This window comes from Streptomyces sp. NPDC001744, from assembly GCF_042892575.1.
Classification (GTDB): domain Bacteria; phylum Actinomycetota; class Actinomycetes; order Streptomycetales; family Streptomycetaceae; genus Streptomyces.
Genome location: NZ_JBIAUG010000013.1, coordinates 93,037 through 111,576, shown reverse-complemented (window position 1 = coordinate 111,576; position 18,540 = coordinate 93,037). Strand labels below are relative to the sequence as shown.

Here is an 18,540-nt window from a genome sequence, read left to right as displayed (position 1 = left end):
TGGCGGGTGAAAGCTTCGTGTGCACCCGCTCAGGACCGACCGTACGTCACCCCGGCGACGGCGCGGCACGGTAGCTTTTCCCCCGTCGAACCAGAGGCGCCCTCCCCGACCGGTTCCGGTAAATTACGTCACGTCACAAACTGTCCTCTTTCAGGCGATTTGTGAAGATCCACTCCTGATGATGTTTACTGAGGCCGCTGGGAAAGGCGAACCTCGTCCCACACTGGAGGTCCCGGTGACGACACGTGGAGTCCTGTACGTTCACTCCGCACCGCGCGCGCTCTGCCCGCACGTCGAATGGGCGGTGGCGGGCGTCCTCGGTGCGAGGGTCCAGCTCGACTGGGTCCGCCAGCCGGCGTCCCCCGGCACCTGGAGAACCGAGCTCTCCTGGCAGGGCCGGACCGGCACCGCCTCCAGCCTGGCCTCCGCCCTCCGCGGCTGGCGGATGCTCCGCTTCGAGGTCACCGCGGAGCCCTGCCCCACCGCCGAGGGCGAGCGCTACAGCGCCACCCCCGACCTGGGCATCTTCCACGCCGTCACCGGCATGCACGGGGACATCCTGGTCCCCGAGGACCGGCTGCGGGCCGCCCTGGCGCGCTCCGCGCAGAGCGGCACCCCGCTGGAGGCCGAGATCGCCGGACTCCTCGGCAAGCCCTGGGACGACGAGCTGGAGCCCTTCCGGTACGCGGGCGAGGGCGCTCCGGTCCGCTGGCTCCACCAGGTCGTCTGAACGGCCCGCAGACGCGCGTGAGGCCCGTCCCCGTGGCGGGGGCGGGCCTCAGGCGGACGACGCGGCTCAGACCGTGCGGAACGCCAGGACCACGTTGTGGCCGCCGAAGCCGAACGAGTTGTTGATCGCGGCGATCGTGCCCTGCGGCAGCTCGCGCGGCTCGTCGCGGACGATGTCCGCCCCGACCTCCGGGTCGAGGTCGTCGATGTTGATCGTCGGCGGGGCGAGCCGGTGGTGGAGCGCCAGGACCGTCGCGACGGTCTCGATGCCGCCCGCACCGCCCAGGAGGTGACCGGTCATCGACTTCGTCGCGGAGATCGCGACGTGGTCCAGGTCGTCGCCCAGGACGCTCCGCAGCGCCTTGATCTCGGCGACGTCGCCCTGCGGCGTCGACGTGGCGTGCGCGTTCAGGTGGACGACCTCGGCCGGCTTGAGGTCCGTCGAGTCCAGCAGGTACCGCAGTGCGGCGGAGATGCCCCGGCCGGTCGGCTCGGGCTGCGCGATGTGGTGGGCGTCGGACGACACGCCCTGGCCGAGGACCTCGCAGTAGACCCGCGCGCCGCGCGCCCGCGCGTGCTCCTCGGACTCCAGGATCACGACGCCCGCGCCCTCGCCGAGCACGAAGCCGTCCCGGCCCGTGTCGTACGGACGCGACGCCTTCTCCGGCTCGTCGTTGTTCTTCGACATCGCCATCATGTTGGCGAAGGCGGCGATCGGCAGCGGGTGGATCGCCGCCTCGGTGCCGCCGGCGACGACCACGTCGGCACGGCCGGTGCGGATCATCTCGACGGCGTAGCCGATCGCCTCGGCGCCCGACGCGCACGCGGAGACGGGGGTGTGGACGCCCGCCCGGGCGTTCACCTCCAGACTCACGTTGGCGGAGGGGCTGTTGGGCATGAGCATGGGCACGGTGTGCGGGGAGACGCGGCGGACGCCCTTCTCCTTCAGCACGTCGTACTGGTCGAGCAGCGTGATGACGCCGCCGATGCCGGAGGCGATGACGGAACCGAGCCGCTCGGGCGCGATCTTCTCGTCCTCGCCGGCCGGGGCGGTGTAGCCCGCGTCGGCCCACGCCTCGCGGGCCGCGATCAGGGCGAACTGCGCCGAGCGGTCCAGCTTGCGGGCGAGCGGGCGGGGCAGGACGTCACCGGGGTCGACGGCGGCCGTCGCGGCGATCCGGACGGGCAGTTCGGCGAAACGTTCTCCCTCGAGGGGACGGACGCCGGAGCGCCCCGCGATCAGACCTTCCCAGGTCGATGCGGAGTCGCCACCCAGCGGTGTGGTTGCGCCGATACCGGTGACGACCACGGTGCGATTGGTCGAGCTCACAGGAATTCTTTCTCCATGTGTGTGATGGTCGAAATACGGCGCCACCGCCGGGTGGCTGACCGGGTCAGCGAGGGCTGATCAGCCCTGGTGCTTCACGATGTAGTCGACGGCGTCGCCCACGGTCTTGAGGTTCTTGACGTCCTCGTCCGGGATCTTGACGTCGAAACGCTCTTCGGCGGCGACGACGACCTCGACCATGGACAGCGAGTCGACGTCCAGGTCGTCGGTGAAGGACTTGTCCAGCTGGACGTCCTCGGTCGGGATGCCGGCGATCTCGTTGACGATCTCGGCGAGACCTTCGACGATCTGCTCCTGGGTGAAGGCCATGGTGGCGCTCCTTCTGTGATTGCTTCGGTGAGGGGCTTCCGGGAGATCCGGGTGCCTAGGGGAGGGTAACGACCGTCGCGGCGTAGACGAGACCCGCCCCGAAGCCGATGACGAGCGCGGTGTCGCCGCTCTTCGCCTCCCCGGTCGCCAGGAGCCGCTCCATCGCGAGCGGGATCGAGGCGGCCGAGGTGTTGCCGGTGGTCTCCACGTCACGGGCGACCGTGACGTGCTCCGGCAGCTTCAGCGTCTTCACCATCGAGTCGATGATCCGCATGTTGGCCTGGTGCGGGATGAAGACGTCCAGGTCGTCCGCCGTGATGCCGGCGGCGTCCAGGGCCTGCTGGGCGACCTTCGCCATCTCGAAGACGGCCCAGCGGAAGACCGCCTGGCCCTCCTGCGTGATGGCCGGGAACTTGATCGCGCCCTGCTTGTCGAGCGGGAGGTTCGAGGCGTCGCCGCCGTGGAACGCGTCCCACGGCACGGTCTGCCGGATCGTCGTCGCCTTGTCGCCCTCGGAACCCCAGACCGTGGGGCCGATGTGCGGCTCGTCGGACGGGCCGACGACCACGGCGCCGGCGCCGTCGCCGAACAGGAAGGCCGTCGCGCGGTCCTCCAGGTCCGTCAGGTCGCTGAGCCGCTCGACGCCGATGACGAGCACGTACTCCGCCGAACCCTCGACGATCATGCCCTTGGCGAGGGTCAGGCCGTAGCCGAAGCCCGCGCAGCCGGCGGAGATGTCGAACGCGGCGGGCTTGCCCGCGCCGATCCGGTCCGCGATCTCCGTGGCGATGGCCGGGGTCTGGTGGAAGTGCGAGACCGTGGAGACGACCACGGCGCCGATCTGCTCCGGGGAGATCCCGGCGTTCGCGATGGCCTTGCCCGACGCCTCCACCGACATCGCGGCGACGGTCTCCTCCGGGGAGGCCCAGTGCCGGGTGGTGATGCCGGAGCGCGAGCGGATCCACTCGTCGGACGAGTCGATCTTCTCGAGGATCACCTCGTTCGGCACGACCCGGGTGGGACGGTAACCGCCGACACCGAGGACGCGGGCGTACGGGGCGCCCCTGCTGGGCTTGATCTTCGACATGCTTCTCGACACTCCTTGTCAGACGGCCGCGTGCTCGGCGACGAGCGTACGGGCCGCGTCCAGGTCGTCGGGAGTCTTCAGGGCGACCGTGGCCACGCCCGGCAGGGCCCGCTTGGCGAGGCCGGTCAGGGTGCCGCCGGGGCACACCTCGATCAGCGCGGTCGCGCCCAGGTCCTTGAAGGTCTCCATGCACAGGTCCCAGCGGACCGGGTTGGCGACCTGGCCGACCAGGCGGGCCAGGACCTCGGCGCCGTCCATGACGACCTGCCCGTCCCTGTTGGAGACGTAGCGGGTGGTCGGGGCGGCCGGGGACAGCAGCTCCGCCGCCTCCTCCAGCTTCGCCACGGCCGGGGCCATGTGGTGCGTGTGGAACGCGCCGGCGACCTTGAGGGCGACGACCCGGCGCACGCCCTCGGGCTTGTCCGCCTCCAGGGCGGCGAGCTGCTCCAGGGTGCCCGCGGCCACGATCTGGCCCGCGCCGTTCACGTTGGCCGGGGTCAGGCCGAGCTTCTCCAGGTGCGGGACGGTCACCTCGGGGTCGCCGCCGAGCAGCGCCGACATGCCGGTCGGGGCGATCGCGGCGGCCTCGGCCATCGCGAGCCCGCGGGTCCGGACCAGACGCAGCGCGGCGGTGTCGTCCAGCACACCGGCGAACGCGGCGGCGGTGAACTCGCCGACGCTGTGGCCGGCGACGATGCCGGGCGCGAGGTCGTCACCGAGCGCGGCGGCCGAGAGCAGGCCGGCGGCGACGAGCAGGGGCTGTGCCACGGCGGTGTCGCGGATCTCGTCCGCGTCCGCCTTCGTGCCGTAGTGGGCGAGGTCGAGCCCGATGGCGTCGGACCAGGCCGCGATGCGGTCGGCGGCGCCGGGGAGTTCGAGCCAGGGGGTCAGGAAGCCGGGCGTCTGGGCGCCTTGGCCGGGAGCGACGAGTACGAGCACCCTCACACTCTCTCTTGGGGACGGCTCCGAGCGCCCGTGGGGACAAGGACGAAGAACCGTCGGGGGAATTGTCGGTGTTCGACAAAAGTCTAGGACTGCGTGTCCCCGTCGGCCAAGCGCCCGAGGATGAGCGCGATCCGCAGGGTGAAGGCGGAGCGGACGTCGGAGGGTGACCAGCCGGTGACGTCGGTCACACGTCGGAGCCGGTAGCGCACGGTGTTCGGGTGGACGAAGAGCATGCGCGCCGCGCCTTCCAGGCTGCTCGCCTGTTCCAGGTAGACACTGAGCGTTTCCAGGAGCGCCGAGCCCGCTTCCTCCAGCGGTCTGTAGATCTCCTCCACCAACTGCTCGCGCGCCGACGGGTCGGAGGCGATGGCGCGCTCCGGCAGGAGGTCGTCCGCGAGGACCGGGCGGGGCGCGTCCTGCCAGGCCGAGCACGCCTTGAGGCCGGCCGCGGCGGCCTGCGCGGAGCGGGTCGCGGCCAGCAGGTCGGGGACCACGGGACCGGCCACCACCGGGCCCGGCGCGTACGGCCCGATCAGGGCCTTCGCCACCGCCAGGGGGTTGTCGCTGCCGCCCGCGATGACGACGAGCCGGTTCCCGAGGACGCCGGTGAGGACCTGGAGCTTGGCGTGCCGGGCGGCCCGGCGGATCGCCTCCACCGTCAGTTCGCTGTCCCCGTCGGGGGCCGTGCCGAGGAGCACGCACACGTGCTCCGGGGAGCTCCAGCCGAGCGCGGCGGCCCGCGACACGGCGCCCTCGTCGGCCTCGCCGGAGAGCACGGCGTTCACCACGAGCGACTCCAGGCGGGCGTCCCACGCGCCCCGCGCCTCGGCCGCCTGCGCGTACACCTGCGCCGTGGCGAAGGCGATCTCCCGGGCGTAGACGAGCAGCGCCTCCCGGAGCACCGACTCGTCGCCGGGGGCGGCGACCTCCTCGATCGCGGACTCCATGACCTCGATCGTGGTCCGGACCATCTCCACGGTCTGGCGCAGGGTGATCGCCCGGGTCAGCTCGCGCGGCGCGGTGCCGAAGACGTCCGTCGAGATCGCCTGCGGGGTCTCGGGGTGCCGGAACCACTCGGTGAACGCGGCGATGCCGGCCTGGGCGACCAGACCGATCCACGACCGGTTCTCGGGCGGCATCGCGCGGTACCACGGCAGCGTCTCGTCCATGCGGGCGATGGCGCCGGCGGCGAGCCGCCCGGAGGACTGTTCGAGGCGTTTCAGGGTCGCGGCGTGCGGATGGGGGCGGTTCACGGGTTCAGGCACGGGGACAAGACTGCCTTATCGGGGCGTCGGCGTGCGGGGTCGGGGCGGGTTCGCCCCCGGCGGGGGGTACGGCGGGACGGTCGCGACGGGACGGCCCCGGAGCGCGGGCCCCGGCTACGGTGGGCCCCGTGATACGCATCCAGCGCGCGGCCGGACGGTACCCCGGGGGCGACCCGGCGGCCGGGATCGGAACGAGGCACGCCTTCTCCTTCGGGCCGCACTACGACCCCGACAACCTCCGCTTCGGTTCGCTGATCGCCTGCAACGAGGAGCGACTGGCGCCGGGGGCCGGTTTCGACGAGCACCCGCACCGCCACACCGAGATCGTCACCTGGGTGGTGGAGGGCGAACTCACCCACCGCGACTCGACGGGACGCGCCACGGCCGTCCGCGCGGGCGACCTCCAGCACCTGAGTGCGGCGGCGGGGGTCCGGCACGTGGAGCGCAACGACGCCGACGTGCCGCTGGTCTTCGTGCAGATGTGGCTCGCGCCGCTGTCGTTCGACGGGGAGCCGTCGTACGGGGTGGTGCGGGGGCTCGGGGACGCGGCCCCGTACGAGGTGGCGGCGGCGGGCGCGACCCTGCGCGTCCACCGCCCGGCGAAGGGCGGGCGGGTGCCGCTCCCGGACGTTGACTTCGTGTACGCGCACGTGGTGCGCGGCACGGTGCGCGTCGGCGACGAGGAGCTGGCGCCCGGCGACGCGGCCCGCGTCACCGACGCGAAGGGCCTGGCCCTGCTCGCGACCCGCGACGCGGAGGTGCTGGTGTGGGAGATGCGGCGGGCGTTCTGACCGGTCGTCCCGGAATCCCCGCGGGGCATCGCGTACGTGCTGCGCGAGGACGCGGGCCGAAGAGAAGGATCCGCCGAGCGGACCGGGGCGGCGGCCTGGCGGCGCCATCCGCTCGGGGCGACCCCGGACCCCTTCCGAAACGATCGCTTGGACTTGCTGTCCACTTCTGGATGATCCGTCTAGCATGGGAGGGCGGGCGCCGCCGGGCCGCGAGACCCGGCGGCACGACAGCGTGTCGAGCGAGGAGAAGCCGGAGCCGCCCATGAACGCCGAACAGCACTCGGCCGTCGCCACCCCCGGCCTCTACGACCGGTCCGGAAGGCGCTACTCCCTGGACGACCCCCGCTGGCGGGGCGAGGACGGCGGCCCCCTCGCCGTCAGCGCGCTGCCGGGCCTGCGGCCCGAGCAGATCGACACCGCCGAACGGTCCCTGTGGCGCTATCACGCGGCCCTGCCCGTCGAGGCCGCCCGCCGGGTGAGCCTGGGCGAAGGGTGCACGCCGATGGTCCCGGTCGACTGGGCAGGCCGACGCGTCCACTTCAAGCTGGAGTGGTTCAACCCGACCTCCAGCTTCAAGGACCGGGGCGTATCGGTGATGATGTCCCACCTCGTGGCACACGGTGCCGACCGCGTGCTGGAGGACAGTTCGGGCAACGGCGGTGCCGCGGTGGCCGCCTACGCCGCCGCCGCCGGCGTCCGCGCCAGGATCATCGTCCCCGCCGCCACCTCGGAGGCCAAGATCCTCCAGGCCCGCGCCTACGGAGCGGAGGTCGAACTCGTGGGGGGCACCCGCGACGAGGTCTCGGAGGAGGCGATCCGCCAGTCGGAGCGGATCCCCTACGCGAGTCACAACTGGCACCCCATGTTCATCCAGGGCACCAAGACCATCGCCTACGAGATGTGGGAGTCGCTCGGCTTCACCGCGCCCGACAACGTGGTCCTCGTGGCCGGGGCCGGCAGCAACGTCATCGGGTGCGACCTCGCGTTCGGCGAACTGCTCGCCGCCGGACAGATCGACAGGCGCCCGCGCCTGTTCGTCGGGCAGCCCGAGCACTGGGCGACCATCGCCGACACGTTCAACGGCATCGACCCGGCCGGCCGCGGCGAGCGGGTGCCGACGATCGCCGAGGGCGCGTCCATCGCCCACCCGGTCCGGCTGCCCGAGGCGGTGGAGGCCGTCCGCCGCTGTGACGGCGCCGCCTACGCGGTCCCCGAGGCGGAGATCCACGCGGCGGTCCGCGCCCTGAGCGCGCGCGGCCTGTACGCGGAGCCGACCAGCAGCGTCGCCGCGGCGACCCTCGACCACTTCATCGCGACCGGAGAGATCGCCCCGGACGAGACGACCGTGGTCGTGCTCACCGGCGCGGGGCTGAAGTCCGCCGAGACCATGGCCGCGGTGTTCGCCGGACCCGGTGATGGAGCGCGGGAACCGAGCGGCACCCGATGACCCGCCCCACCGGCCGACCGGATGACGAACGCGCCGACCGGACCGCCGTACCGGAAGACGAGCACCTCGTACGGGAAGCCGAGCGCATCGCCGTCGCGGTCGGCCGCATGTTCCCCGGTCTGTGCGAGGTCGTCCTGCACGACCTGCGCCGCCCCGACAACGCCATCCGCGTCATCGAGAACAACCTGTCCGGACGGCGGGTCGGCGACTCCGCCACCGAACTGGGCCTGCGCCGCATCGCGGACCCCGACTATCCCGGCGTCGTCCAGAACTACGGCAACCGGTTCCCCGACGGGCGTCCGGCCAAGAGCACCTCGATCGGCATCAAGAACGCCGAGGGACGTTACATCGCGGCCCTGTGCCTGAACCTGGACGTCAGCACGCTGTCCCCGCTGGCCCTGACCCTCGCCAACCTCGTCACCACGGATGTCCCGCACCAGGACGAGCCCCTGGAGACACTGCGCGACCGCACCGGACGCGAACTCCGTTCGGCCATCGACTCCTTCGCGGCGGAGCGCTCCAGCACACCGCGGGGCCTCAACCGCGATCAGAAGCGCGAGCTGGTCCGTCGACTGCACGGCGAGGGCTTCTTCGAGGCCCGGAGCTCCGCACAACTCATCGCCGACCAGCTCGGCATCTCCCGGGCGACCGTCTACAACTACACGAAGCGGCCACACCGGTGAACGCCCGCAGGAACCACGCCTCGTGCGGCCGGTTTCGGCGGGCTGATGACCGTGCTGCGGCGCCAGGGGGCGGACGCGGTCCGCAGGGGCCGACCGTGGAGCCTGCCGCTGGAGGGCCGGGCCCTGCCGGTGTCCGCGTACGGGCGCACGAAGCGGGTCACACGGCGGCCCACCACGCCCGAGGCGATCAGGAGATCGTTTACGGGACAGTCCTCAACGGAGCCCGTCCACGAACGCCTGCCACGCTCCGGCGCCGACGACCAGGGCCGGGCCGGTGGGGTTCTTGCTGTCGCGGACCGGGACGGTGCCGGGGAAGTGGTCGGCCACCTCGACGCACTCGCCGCCGTTGGTGCCGCTGTACGACGACTTCCGCCACCGCGCTCCGGTCAGGTCAGGACGGGTCTCCATGGCGTTCCTCCATCACACGGATGATTCAGTGCCTGGGTATGCGCGGCGGGCGCCCTAGCGGAGCCCGTCCACGAACGCCTGCCACGCCCCGGCGCCGATGATCAGGGCCGGGCCGGTGGGGTTCTTGCTGTCGCGGACCGGGACGGTGCCGGGGAAGTGGTCGGCCACCTCGACGCAGTCACCGCCGCTGGGGCCGCTGTACGACGACTTCCGCCACCGCGCTCCGGTCAGGTCAGGACGGGTCTCCATAGCGTTCCTCCATCACACGAGTGATCAGTGCTGCCGAGTCCTCGGGGGAGAGGGCCGTGGCTTGCAGCCGAGCGTAGCCGACCGAACGCTCCTTGATCACGGAAGGATTGGCGGTCATGTGCCCTTGGTCGTAGCTCTCGACGTAAAAGATGTCGGGGTCGTCGTCGAACCTGAGGATATTGAACGACCCCATCAATCCCGTGTGTTCCCCGGCGGAGAACGGAAGCACCTGAATGTGCACCCACGGGTTGTCGCGGAAGGCCAACAGGTGCGCCAGTTGCTCGCGCATGACCTCACGGCTGCTCACCTCCTGCAGTAGTGCGGCCTCGCTCATCACGACCCAGAGGGCCGGCGGCTCGGAACGCTCCAGGATGCGCTGGCGTTCGAGTCGGGCCGCCAGAAGTTCCTCGATCTCGTCCGCGTGGTCGATGGCGAGCATGGCCCGCGCGTACTCCGGCGTCTGCAGCAGGCCGTACACGACCTGTGTTTGGAACGCGGAGATGTAGGTGGCACGCGCCTCCAGGTCCGCGTACGGCTGGAACCACGACGGCAACCGGCTGCGCAGCACCAGGCCGATCAGTCGGGAGAACGTCCCGCCCGTGCCGAGCGCCGCGTCCACCCGCTCCGAGAACTCACGGGTGGGAAGCTTCCTCGCTGTTTCGATCTGGCCGACCAGGGAGCCCGTGCAGAAGATGACGTCCCCGAGTTGCTGTTGCGTGAGTGTGTGCGCCTCGCGCTGGCGGCGGAGTTCCCAGCCGTAGTAGTCCAGAGGGGAAGCGTTGGGGTCGAGTTGCTGAATGTTGACCATGGTCGGTACCTCCGGCCTGCGACGCGCGGCGTTCTTGTCGCCGAGCGTAATCAGGGGAATGCGGGCCGGAGGGGGGAATCGTCCAAACCACCCCTGGGGGTGGGCCCGGTGGAGACCGGTTCCCGGGCTCAGCCCAGCGCGCTCTTCGCCCGCCACCGCGTCCAGTCCACGTTCCACGCCCCGTAGCCGTTGCCCTCCGCTACCGTGCCCTTCGTGTCGCGGCCCGTGATCTCGAAGGGGTCTCCGACGTTCACCAGGGCGTAGAAGGACGCCGCGTCGGCGTCGCTCATGCCGATGCAACCGGAGCTCTTGTTCGCCCGCCCGAAGTACGCCGCGTTCCACGGCGCCGCGTGGGCGTACATGCCCGACCAGGTCAGGCGCATCGAGTGGTCGACCATCTTGTCGTAGGCGTCGCCCAGGCCCACCGTCTCCGAGTTCATGTTGATGGTGCCCTCCTTCGCCATCAGGACGGCCGTGCCCCGCCAGGAGCGCTTGTCGCCGCCGGGGGTGCCGCCGGAGACCGGGATCGTACGGACCGTCCTTCCGTCCTTCTCCAGGGTCAGGCGGTGCCGGTCCAGGTCGACCCGGACCACCTGCGCGGCGCCGACCGTGAAGCCCGTGCGGTAGTCCCGTATGAACCAACCCCCTCCCGAGTCCGTGCCGTTCAGGTCCGCCTCCAGGGTGACCTTCGTGCCGGGCTTCCAGTACTCCTTCGGCCGCCAGTCGGCCCGGTCCCGGCCCGACCAGTCCCTGACCCAGCCCCAGGAGCCCTCGGTGGCGTTCGAGGTCGTCACCCTGAGCTGCTTCTCGACGTCCGCCTTCTTCGTCACCGGGAGGTCGAAGACGATCGAGAGGGGGTGCCCGATGCCCACGGTGGTGTTCTTGCCGGGGGCCAGGGTCAGCTTGTTGACCTTCGCGGGGGCCGGGGTGGAGAAGGGCGAACGGGCCGTCGTCTCCTTGCCGTCGGCGGCGCGGGTGGTCGTCTCCACCGTGTACGAGGCGCCCGGGGCCGCCTTGCGGTCCGACGTCCAGCGCGTACCGCCCCCGTCCGCGCGGCCGGTGAGGACCGTGCCGTCCGCCGCCGTGACCTTCACGGCGACCAGCGTGCCGTTCGCGGCCGTCACCGTCACCGGCCGGCCCGCCGTCCGGTCCGCGACCGTCACCTTCGCCGGGGGCGCGGCCGGGGCCCGGTCCTCCGCCGGGCCCTCGTCCACCGCCTGTGCGGTGCAGGCCGTGAGGGAGACGGCCAGGGCGGCGGCCGCGAGGGCGGGACGGGGGGTGCGCATGGGCGGCACGGAAGCCTCCGCGTGGTGGGAAAAGGGGTGGGATGTCCTGGACTGTAGGGCCGGCCGGACGGGCACGGGCCCGTGTGACGGGGGCTGCGGCGGAACGGTCACCGTCCGGTCACACACGCCGTGCGGCTCCGTCGCATTCGGCTGTGAGCCTGCTGGGCGCCCCACCACCGAGGGGCGGAACCAGGAGGCCCCCGTTGTGTCAGCGTCGCTCGTGACCGCCGCACCCGCCGACCGCCGCGCCCCCACGGACCGCCGCGCCCCCGCCCGGCCGGTCCGGCTCGGTCCCGTCACCCCCGGGGCGTACCACGCCTTCCTCGCGTCCCGCTCCGGCGCGGACGGCCCCAGCTTCCTCCAGCTCCCCTCGTGGGCCGGGGTGAAGGAGGGGTGGGGCCACCAGCTCGTGGGGTGGGGGCCGGAGGGCGGCGACCTGACGGGTGTCGCGCTCGTGCTGCTGCGGACCTTCCCCGGGACCCGGAAGTACTTCGCCTACCTGCCCGAGGGGCCCGTCGCCGACTGGGCCGATCCCGGGGTGGACGACTGGCTCGACCCGCTCCTCGGCCATCTGCGCGCCTCCGGCGCCTTCGCCGTGCGCATCGGGCCCGGCCCCGCCCACCGCCGCTGGAACGCCGCCACCGTCAAGGCCGCCGCCGGACCCGGCCGGCGCCTCGCCGACGTCCTCGCCGACGAGGTCGATCCCCTCGGCACCGTCGTCGCCGAACGCCTCCGGGCCCGGGGCTGGCGCCGCTGCGGCGGCGACTCCGAGGACGGCGCCGACGCCCAGCCCCGGCACGTCTTCCAGGTCCCGCTCGCCGGCCGCAGCGCCGACGACCTGTGGTCCGGCCTCAACCAGGAGTGGCGGCGCAACGTCCGCAGGGCCCGCAAGGCCGGCGTCGAGGTCACCGTCGGGACCGCCGCCGACCTGCCCGAGTTCTACCGGCTGCTCGGGATCACCGAGGAGCGCGACGGCTTCCGGCTCGGCCGCTCCCTCGCGTACTACGAGCGCCAGTACGCGGTCCTCAACGCCGAGGAGCCCGGCCGGATGAGGCTCTACCTCGCCCGCCACGGGGGCGAGGTCCTCGCCGCCCACACCATGATCACCGTCGGCGGGCGCGTCTGGTACCAGACCGGCGCCTCCGCCGACCACCGCCGCGAGGTCCGCCCCTCCAACGCCCTCCAGTGGCGCATGCTGCTCGACGCCCACGCCCTCGGCGCCGCCGTCTACGACCTGCGCGGGGTACCCTCCACCCTCGACCCGGACGACCGCGCCCACGGCCTCCTCCGCTGGAAGCTCGGCACGGGCGGCCAGGTCGTCGAGACGCTGGGGGAGTGGGAGATTCCGATGCGGGGCACGACCAACCAGGCGCTGTACCGCGCCTTCCAGGCGTACCTGGCCCGCCGGTGACGGCCACCCTCGCCGCGCCGGGACGGAAGGCCGCGGCCCCGTCCGCCCTCCGCAGCGGCGCCCTCATGGCCGCCGGATCGCTCGTCTCCCGCGCCACCGGCTTCGTCCGCGCCTCCGTCGTCGCCGCCGCGCTCGGCGCGGCCACCGTCGCCGACGGCTACGCGGTCGGCAACTCCGTCCCCACCATCGTCTACACCCTGCTCCTCGGCGGCGCCCTCAACGCGGTCTTCGTCCCCGAACTGGTCAAGGCGGCCAAGGAACACGAGGACGGCGGCGTCGCCTACACCGACCGCCTCCTCACCCTCTGCGTGCTCGCCCTCGCCGTCCTCACCGCCGCCGCCGTCCTCGCCGCGCCGCCGATCGTCGACGCGTACACCGACTACACGGGCGACCAGCGGGAGATGACCGTCGCCTTCGCCCGCACCTGCCTTCCGCAGATCTTCTTCCTCGGCCTCTTCACGCTCCTCGGCCAGGTCCTCAACGCCCGGGGCCGGTTCGGCGCCATGATGTGGACGCCCGTCCTCAACAACGTCGTCGTCGTCGCCGTCTTCGGCCTCTTCCTGGTGGTGGGCGACGGGGGCGCGCTCACCCCGGGCGAGACCGCGCTCCTCGGCTGGGGCACCACCGCCGGCATCGCGCTCCAGGCCCTCGCGCTCGTTCCCCCGCTGCGCGCCGCCGGCTTCCGCTGGCGGCCCCGTTTCGACTGGCGCGGCAGCGGCCTCGCGGCCCCGCTGCGGTCGGCCGGCTGGCTGGTGCTGCTCGTCCTCACCAACCAGGGCGCGTACTGGGTGACCACCTGGGTCGCCACCTCGGCGGGCGACGCGGCGGCCGGCGGCGGCGCGGGCCTCGCCGCGTACAACAACGCCTACCTGCTGTGGACCGTCCCGCACGGCATCGTCACCGTCTCCCTCGTCACCGCCCTGCTGCCCCGGATGAGCGGCGCGGCGGCCGACGGCGACCTCGCGGGGGTCCGGCGGGACGTCTCGTACGCGCTGCGGACCAGCGCCGCCGCCGTCGTCCCCGCCGCCTGCGCGCTGTTCGCGCTCGCCGTGCCCCTGATGACCGTGGTCTTCCGGTACGGGGCGACGGACGACGACGACGTCCGCGCGATGTCCTGGATCCTGATGGCCCTCGCGCCCGGACTGGTCGCCCTCTCCGGGCAGTACGTGTGCACCCGCGCCTTCTACGCCCTGCGCGACACGCGCACCCCGTTCCTGCTCAACCTGGTGATCGCGGGGCTCAACGCGGGCCTCTCCCTCGCCGCGTACCGGCTCCTCCCCGACCGCTGGACCGTCGCGGGCATGGCGGCGGCGTACTCCCTCGCCCTGTGGGCGGGCTGGGGCGTCACGGCGTACGTGCTGCGGCGCGGGCTGCGGGGCGGCACCGCGCCGCCGGAGGGTCCCGGCGGCGCGTCCTCCGGGGACGGCCCGGTCCTCCCGGACGGGGGCGCCGTCTCCGGCGGCGCGGTGCCCGCCCTCGCACGGATGCTCGTCGCCGCCGTCCCGGCCACCGGGTACGGCCTCCTCGCCGCCGGCGCCGCGGGGCCGGCGGGGCCCGTCGCCTCCGGGCTCGCCGGGGCCCTCGCGATCCTCGCCGTCTTCGCCCTGCTCGCCCGCCCCCTCCGCCTCACCGAGGTGCGGAACCTCCTCGCGGCCGGGGGCGCCCGCCTCCGCGCCCTCACCCGCCGTGCGTGACCCCGCCCCGGGGAAGCCCCGCCCCGACGACCTTGGGATACTCCGCAGATGCCCCGCGTGCTCCTGATAGAAGACGACCCGTCCGTCCGCGAGGGCGTCGAACTCGGGCTCCGGCGGCGCGGACACGAGGTGCGGGCCGCCCCCACCGGGGAGGCGGGGCTCGCCGCGCTCGGGGAGTTCCGGCCGGACCTGCTCCTGCTCGACCTGATGCTGCCCGGCATGAACGGCGTCCAGGTCTGCCGCCGGGTCCGGGAGGACAGCCAGCTCCCGATCATCATGCTCACCGCCCGGGGCGACGACTTCGACATCGTCGTCGGCCTGGAGGCCGGGGCGGACGACTACATCGTCAAGCCCGCCCGCACCGAGGTCATCGAGGCACGGATACGGGCCGTGCTCCGCCGCATCGAGGAGCCCGGCGGCGCGCGGCCCGCCGTCGAGTTCCACGGCGAACTGGCCGTCGACCGGGCCGGGCTCACCGTCGCCAAGGCGGGTGAACGGATCGCCCTCGCCCCCTCCGAGATGAAGCTGCTGCTCCACCTCACCGCCGCCCCCGAGCAGGTCTTCAGCCGGCAGCAGCTCCTCGAACACGTCTGGGAGCACAGCTACCACGGGGACGCGCGGCTGGTCGACGCCTGTGTCCGCCGGCTCCGGAACAAGATCGAGGACGTCCCGGGCGAACCCCGCTACATCCAGACCCTGCGGGGCTTCGGCTACCGCTTCGGTCCGCTGTGAAGGCGTGCGTGCGGCCCGGGGCGACCGACCCCGGGGACGACGGGCCCCACGACCGGGCGTCCGGCCCCGGGACCGGTGGGCCCCACGACCGGGCGTCCGGCCCCGGGACCGGTGGGCCCCACGACCGGGCGTCCGCCCCGGACGGCGACGGGCCCCACGACCGCGCCTCCGCCCCGGAGAAGGCGGGGGCCCGCCGGAAGGCACGCCCCCCGCGCCTGCGCCCGCACCCCTTCGGCCTGCGCACCCGGCTCGTCCTGGCCTTCCTGCTCGTCGCGGCCGTCGGCTGCGGCACCACCGCCGCCCTCACCTACCGGGCCGCCCGCAACGCCATCCTGGAGCAGACCCAGAACACCGCCGTCTCCGCCTTCCGCGAGCAGGTCGACGAACTCGCCATCACCCTGCCCGTCGACACCGACAACCTGCGGGACGCGCTCCTCCGGATCGCCCGCCAGGGCAAGCCCCGTCCCTGGCGCGTCTACGCCGAGTACGGCACCGCCCGCGTCTCCTCCACCGACCGCCCCACCTCCTCCGTCGTCACCCCCGAACTCAGGGCCCGCGCCCGGGCCCGCGCCGCCACCCCGCACGGCAGCTTCCAGCGCGTGGTGAAGGACGGCGTCCCGTACCTGACCATCGCCGTCCCCGCCGTCTTCCGCACCCACGCGACCGAGGGCACCGCCCAGCACACCGGCCTCGTCCTCTACGCCGTCATGGAGCTGAACGAGGAGGAGGCCGGCATCGAGGCCATGGTCACCGCCGCCCGCGACGGGGCCCTCCCCGCCCTCGCCGTCGCCCTGATCCCCGCGCTCCTCGCCGCCCGGGGCGTGCTCCGCCCCGTACGGGAACTGCGGCGCGCCGCCCACAGCATGGGGCGCGGCCGCCTCGACACCCGCATCCACGCCAAGGGGAGCGACGAACTCGCGGGCCTCGCCCGCACGTTCAACGAGTCCGCCGCCCGGCTCGAACGCTCCGTCGCCGAACTCCGCGACGCCGAGGCCCGCGCCCGCCGCTTCGCCTCCGACGTCTCGCACGAACTGCGCACCCCGCTCGCCGGGATGCTCGCCGTCACCGAGGTCCTGGACGAGGACGCCGGGAGCCTCGACAGCGACACCGCCCGCGCGGTCCGCCTGATCAGCACCGAGACCGGCAAGCTCGCCCTCCTGGTCGAGGACCTGATGGAGATCTCCCGCTTCGACGCCCGCGCCGCCGAGCTGCACACGGACGAGGTCGACGCCGCCGACTGCGTCCGCAAGACCCTCCAGCACCGGCACTGGACCGACCCGGAGCAGGTCGTCCCGCACCTCGCGGAGGGGATCAGGACCCGGCTCGACCCGCGCCGCTTCGACGTCGTCGTGGCCAACCTCGTCGGCAACGCGCTGCGGCACGGGGAGGCACCGGTCACGGTCCGGCTGTACGCGGAGGGGCACGTGCTCGTGACGGAGGTCGCCGACCGGGGGCCCGGCATCGACCCGGAGGTCCTGCCGCACGTCTTCGACCGCTTCTACAAGGCGGACCGGGCCAGGGCCCGTTCGGCGGGCAGCGGCCTCGGCCTCGCGATCACCCTGGAGAACGTCCGGCTCCACGGCGGCACCGTCGCGGCGGCCAACCGGCCCGGGGGCGGAGCCGTGTTCACCGTGCGGATGCCGCGGTGAGGCGCCGGGCGGGCGCCGTCGCGGAGGGCCGCCACGCGGGCGGTCCCGCCGGGCGCCGCCGTACGGCCGCCGCGCTCCTCTCCGGCCTGGCCGCCCTGGTCGCCCTGGCCGGCTGCGGCATACGGGAGAGCGACGTCGTGGAGGCGGGCGGCGCCGCGACCGTCATCGTCGGACCGGTGCCCGAGGACCGGATGGTGCTCTACTTCCTCGGCCCCGACGGCCGCACGATGCCGGTGGTCCGCGACGTCGGCCGCTCCGGCCTCCCGCCGGTCGGGCCGGGGGACGGGCGGGCCCGGTACGACAGGTCCGGGCCCGGGTACGAGGGTCCCACCGCCTCCCCGGGCCCCGGGCGGATCCTCACGGACAAGACCCTCGCCGCGCTCCTCGCCGGCCCGCGGGACACGGAGACCGCGGCGGGCGTCACCACCGCCCTGCCGGGGGGCGGCACCCGGGCGCCGCGCGTGGAGGCGGACCCGGCCGGGTCCGCCTCGGCGCGTCTGCTCCGGACCCCCTTCGCCGTGCGGGGCCTTTCGGAGGGCGCCGTCCTCCAGCTGGTCTGCACGACGGCCTACGCGGAGCACCCGGCGGGCCGGATCGAGGTGACGGTCAGCGGCCCGGACGGCACGCTGCCCGCCGCCCGCTGCGAGGAGTGAGCGACGACGGCGTCCGCCGCGACGGGCCGGGGACGGGGGCGTCCGCCACTACGGACCGGGGGCGACGGCTTCCGCCGCGACGGGCCGGGGGCGAGGGCGTCCGCGGCTACCGGCCGGGCACGAGGACGTCCGCCGTGCGGAACCCCGGCGCCTAGCCCGCCGCCCGCAGGTCCGCCAGGACCGCGTCCGTGAACGCCGGCCAGGTCTCGACCGCCCACGGTCCGAAGGGCCGGTCGGTGAGCGCCACGCACGCGGCCCGCGCGTCCGGGTCGATCCACAGGAAGGTGCCGGACTGGCCGAAGTGCCCGAAGGCGCGCGGCGAGGAGCCGGCGCCCGTCCAGTGCGGGGACTTGCCGTCGCGGATCTCGAAGCCCAGTCCCCAGTCGTTCGGCCGCTGGTGCCCGTAGCCGGGCAGGATGCCGGTCAGGCCCGGGTACGCCACGGTCATCGCGTCCAGGACGGTCCGGGCGTCGAGCAGCCGGGGCGCCTGGACCTCGGCGGCGAACCGCGCCAGGTCGTCCACGGTGGACACGCCGTCCTTGGCGGGCGAGCCGTCGAGGGTCGTGGACACCATGCCCAGCGGCTCCAGGACGGCCTGGCGCAGGTACTCGGCGAAGGGGATGCCGGTGGCCCCGGTGACGTGGTCGCCCAGCACCTCGAAACCGGCGTTGGAGTAGATCCGGCGGGTGCCCGGCGCGGCCGTGACCCGGTGCTCGTCGAAGGCGAGCCCCGAGGTGTGGGCGAGGAGGTGACGGACGGTCGATCCCTCGGGACCGGCCGGCTCGTCCAGGTCGATCGCCCCCTCCTCGTACGCGACGAGGACCGCGTACGCCGCGAGCGGCTTGGTCACCGAGGCGAGCGGGAAGCGCCGCCCGGTGGGACCGTGGGCCCCGGCCCGGGTGCCGTCCGCGCGGACCACGGCGGCGGCCGCGGTGGGGACGGGCCAGTTCTCGATCGACGCCAGGCTCGGCAGGCCGTTTTCCACGTTGCTCTCCACGGGACTCTCCATGCGGCCGAGCCTACTTCCCGCCCGGGAACGGGCTTGC

The 18,540-nt window shown here is 73.6% G+C and carries 19 protein-coding genes and 1 pseudogene; 10 read left to right on the top strand and 10 right to left on the bottom strand.

Going from position 1 to position 18,540, the window contains the following annotated elements; translation table 11 throughout:
* Window positions 1-235: 235 nt before the first annotated feature.
* Window positions 236-730, top strand: coding sequence for a DUF3145 domain-containing protein (locus tag ACFYZY_RS17495; protein WP_388694613.1), 495 nt, complete (start codon window positions 236-238; stop codon window positions 728-730).
* Between the two features lie 66 nt (window positions 731-796).
* On the opposite strand, the gene fabF is transcribed toward ACFYZY_RS17495, so the two are convergent.
* The 5 genes from fabF to fasR form a co-directional block, all read right to left on the bottom strand.
* Window positions 797-2,059: a beta-ketoacyl-ACP synthase II gene (fabF, locus tag ACFYZY_RS17490; protein ID WP_388694610.1), complete on the bottom strand. Its 1,263-nt coding sequence runs from the start codon at window positions 2,057-2,059 to the stop codon at window positions 797-799.
* Between the two features lie 78 nt (window positions 2,060-2,137).
* Entirely contained in the window at window positions 2,138-2,386 is a 249-nt protein-coding gene (locus ACFYZY_RS17485; protein WP_388694609.1) for an acyl carrier protein, read from the bottom strand.
* A 55-nt stretch (window positions 2,387-2,441) separates the two neighbouring features.
* The gene (locus ACFYZY_RS17480; RefSeq protein WP_388694607.1) at window positions 2,442-3,473 is read right to left on the bottom strand and encodes a ketoacyl-ACP synthase III; all 1,032 of its coding nucleotides are present in this window, start codon (window positions 3,471-3,473) and stop codon (window positions 2,442-2,444) included.
* A gap of 18 nt (window positions 3,474-3,491) precedes the next feature.
* A complete protein-coding gene (locus tag ACFYZY_RS17475; protein WP_388694604.1) occupies window positions 3,492-4,412 on the bottom strand; it encodes an ACP S-malonyltransferase in 921 nt (306 codons plus the stop codon).
* Between the two features lie 89 nt (window positions 4,413-4,501).
* Window positions 4,502-5,683, bottom strand: coding sequence for a fatty acid biosynthesis transcriptional regulator FasR (fasR, locus tag ACFYZY_RS17470; protein WP_388694602.1), 1,182 nt, complete (start codon window positions 5,681-5,683; stop codon window positions 4,502-4,504).
* A 119-nt stretch (window positions 5,684-5,802) separates the two neighbouring features.
* On the opposite strand from fasR, the gene ACFYZY_RS17465 reads away from it, so the two are divergent.
* The 4 genes and pseudogenes from ACFYZY_RS17465 to ACFYZY_RS17450 all read left to right on the top strand — a co-directional run.
* A complete protein-coding gene (locus ACFYZY_RS17465; RefSeq protein ID WP_388694599.1) occupies window positions 5,803-6,474 on the top strand; it encodes a pirin family protein in 672 nt (223 codons plus the stop codon).
* A gap of 262 nt (window positions 6,475-6,736) precedes the next feature.
* Complete coding sequence (locus ACFYZY_RS17460; protein ID WP_388694788.1) at window positions 6,737-7,921, top strand: pyridoxal-phosphate dependent enzyme; 1,185 nt, start codon at window positions 6,737-6,739, stop codon at window positions 7,919-7,921.
* Window positions 7,918-8,604 carry a transcriptional regulator gene (locus tag ACFYZY_RS17455; RefSeq protein ID WP_388694596.1) on the top strand — a complete coding sequence of 229 codons (687 nt, stop codon included), beginning with the start codon at window positions 7,918-7,920 and terminating at the stop codon, window positions 8,602-8,604. The genes ACFYZY_RS17460 and ACFYZY_RS17455 overlap by 4 nt, the downstream gene beginning before the upstream one ends.
* 6 nt (window positions 8,605-8,610) lie before the next feature.
* Window positions 8,611-8,772, top strand: a pseudogene (locus tag ACFYZY_RS17450) (IS5/IS1182 family transposase); the annotation flags it as partial.
* Window positions 8,773-8,817: 45 nt separating this feature from the next.
* Here the strand turns inward: ACFYZY_RS17450 and ACFYZY_RS17445 are convergent.
* The 4 genes from ACFYZY_RS17445 to ACFYZY_RS17430 form a co-directional block, all read right to left on the bottom strand.
* Window positions 8,818-9,012 carry a DUF397 domain-containing protein gene (locus ACFYZY_RS17445; RefSeq protein WP_388694594.1) on the bottom strand — a complete coding sequence of 65 codons (195 nt, stop codon included), beginning with the start codon at window positions 9,010-9,012 and terminating at the stop codon, window positions 8,818-8,820.
* Window positions 9,013-9,066: 54 nt separating this feature from the next.
* Complete coding sequence (locus tag ACFYZY_RS17440; protein WP_388694592.1) at window positions 9,067-9,261, bottom strand: DUF397 domain-containing protein; 195 nt, start codon at window positions 9,259-9,261, stop codon at window positions 9,067-9,069.
* Window positions 9,245-10,069 carry a helix-turn-helix domain-containing protein gene (locus ACFYZY_RS17435; protein ID WP_388694589.1) on the bottom strand — a complete coding sequence of 275 codons (825 nt, stop codon included), beginning with the start codon at window positions 10,067-10,069 and terminating at the stop codon, window positions 9,245-9,247. Before ACFYZY_RS17435 ends, ACFYZY_RS17440 begins: the two co-directional genes overlap by 17 nt.
* A gap of 128 nt (window positions 10,070-10,197) precedes the next feature.
* Window positions 10,198-11,355, bottom strand: a complete 1,158-nt coding sequence (locus ACFYZY_RS17430; protein WP_388694585.1) for an Ig-like domain-containing protein — start codon at window positions 11,353-11,355, stop codon at window positions 10,198-10,200.
* A gap of 205 nt (window positions 11,356-11,560) precedes the next feature.
* Between ACFYZY_RS17430 and ACFYZY_RS17425 the strand changes: the two genes are divergently transcribed.
* From ACFYZY_RS17425 to ACFYZY_RS17405, 5 genes are read left to right on the top strand one after another with little or no spacing between them, the layout of a single operon-like run.
* Window positions 11,561-12,766, top strand: a complete 1,206-nt coding sequence (locus ACFYZY_RS17425) for a lipid II:glycine glycyltransferase FemX (RefSeq protein ID WP_388694582.1) — start codon at window positions 11,561-11,563, stop codon at window positions 12,764-12,766.
* Window positions 12,763-14,460 (top strand): murein biosynthesis integral membrane protein MurJ, encoded by a 1,698-nt coding sequence (gene murJ, locus ACFYZY_RS17420; protein WP_388694579.1) that lies wholly within the window; start codon window positions 12,763-12,765, stop codon window positions 14,458-14,460. Before ACFYZY_RS17425 ends, murJ begins: the two co-directional genes overlap by 4 nt.
* A 48-nt stretch (window positions 14,461-14,508) precedes the next feature.
* Complete coding sequence (locus ACFYZY_RS17415; protein WP_388694576.1) at window positions 14,509-15,192, top strand: response regulator; 684 nt, start codon at window positions 14,509-14,511, stop codon at window positions 15,190-15,192.
* A gap of 8 nt (window positions 15,193-15,200) precedes the next feature.
* Window positions 15,201-16,841 carry an ATP-binding protein gene (locus tag ACFYZY_RS17410; RefSeq protein ID WP_388694573.1) on the top strand — a complete coding sequence of 547 codons (1,641 nt, stop codon included), beginning with the start codon at window positions 15,201-15,203 and terminating at the stop codon, window positions 16,839-16,841.
* Window positions 16,838-17,494 (top strand): hypothetical protein, encoded by a 657-nt coding sequence (locus ACFYZY_RS17405; protein WP_388694571.1) that lies wholly within the window; start codon window positions 16,838-16,840, stop codon window positions 17,492-17,494. The genes ACFYZY_RS17410 and ACFYZY_RS17405 overlap by 4 nt, the downstream gene beginning before the upstream one ends.
* Before the next feature lie 151 nt (window positions 17,495-17,645).
* Here ACFYZY_RS17405 and ACFYZY_RS17400 read toward each other — a convergent pair whose 3' ends face one another.
* On the bottom strand, window positions 17,646-18,503 hold the full coding sequence (locus tag ACFYZY_RS17400; RefSeq protein WP_388694569.1) for a serine hydrolase domain-containing protein: 858 nt from the start codon (window positions 18,501-18,503) through the stop codon (window positions 17,646-17,648).
* Window positions 18,504-18,540: the final 37 nt, after the last annotated feature.

What these genes read in the sequence shown, in the direction of transcription:
- ACFYZY_RS17485 (WP_388694609.1), bottom strand. Translation starts at nt 2,386, where the DNA reads ATGGCCTTCACCCAGGAGCAGATCGTCGAAGGTCTCGCCGAGATCGTC.
- ACFYZY_RS17460 (WP_388694788.1), top strand. Translation starts at nt 6,737, where the DNA reads ATGAACGCCGAACAGCACTCGGCCGTCGCCACCCCCGGCCTCTACGAC.
- ACFYZY_RS17400 (WP_388694569.1), bottom strand. Translation starts at nt 18,503, where the DNA reads ATGGAGAGTCCCGTGGAGAGCAACGTGGAAAACGGCCTGCCGAGCCTG.
- ACFYZY_RS17440 (WP_388694592.1), bottom strand. Translation starts at nt 9,261, where the DNA reads ATGGAGACCCGTCCTGACCTGACCGGAGCGCGGTGGCGGAAGTCGTCG.
- ACFYZY_RS17455 (WP_388694596.1), top strand. Translation starts at nt 7,918, where the DNA reads ATGACCCGCCCCACCGGCCGACCGGATGACGAACGCGCCGACCGGACC.
- ACFYZY_RS17445 (WP_388694594.1), bottom strand. Translation starts at nt 9,012, where the DNA reads ATGGAGACCCGTCCTGACCTGACCGGAGCGCGGTGGCGGAAGTCGTCG.
- ACFYZY_RS17415 (WP_388694576.1), top strand. Translation starts at nt 14,509, where the DNA reads ATGCCCCGCGTGCTCCTGATAGAAGACGACCCGTCCGTCCGCGAGGGC.
- ACFYZY_RS17435 (WP_388694589.1), bottom strand. Translation starts at nt 10,069, where the DNA reads ATGGTCAACATTCAGCAACTCGACCCCAACGCTTCCCCTCTGGACTAC.
- ACFYZY_RS17430 (WP_388694585.1), bottom strand. Translation starts at nt 11,355, where the DNA reads ATGCGCACCCCCCGTCCCGCCCTCGCGGCCGCCGCCCTGGCCGTCTCC.
- ACFYZY_RS17480 (WP_388694607.1), bottom strand. Translation starts at nt 3,473, where the DNA reads ATGTCGAAGATCAAGCCCAGCAGGGGCGCCCCGTACGCCCGCGTCCTC.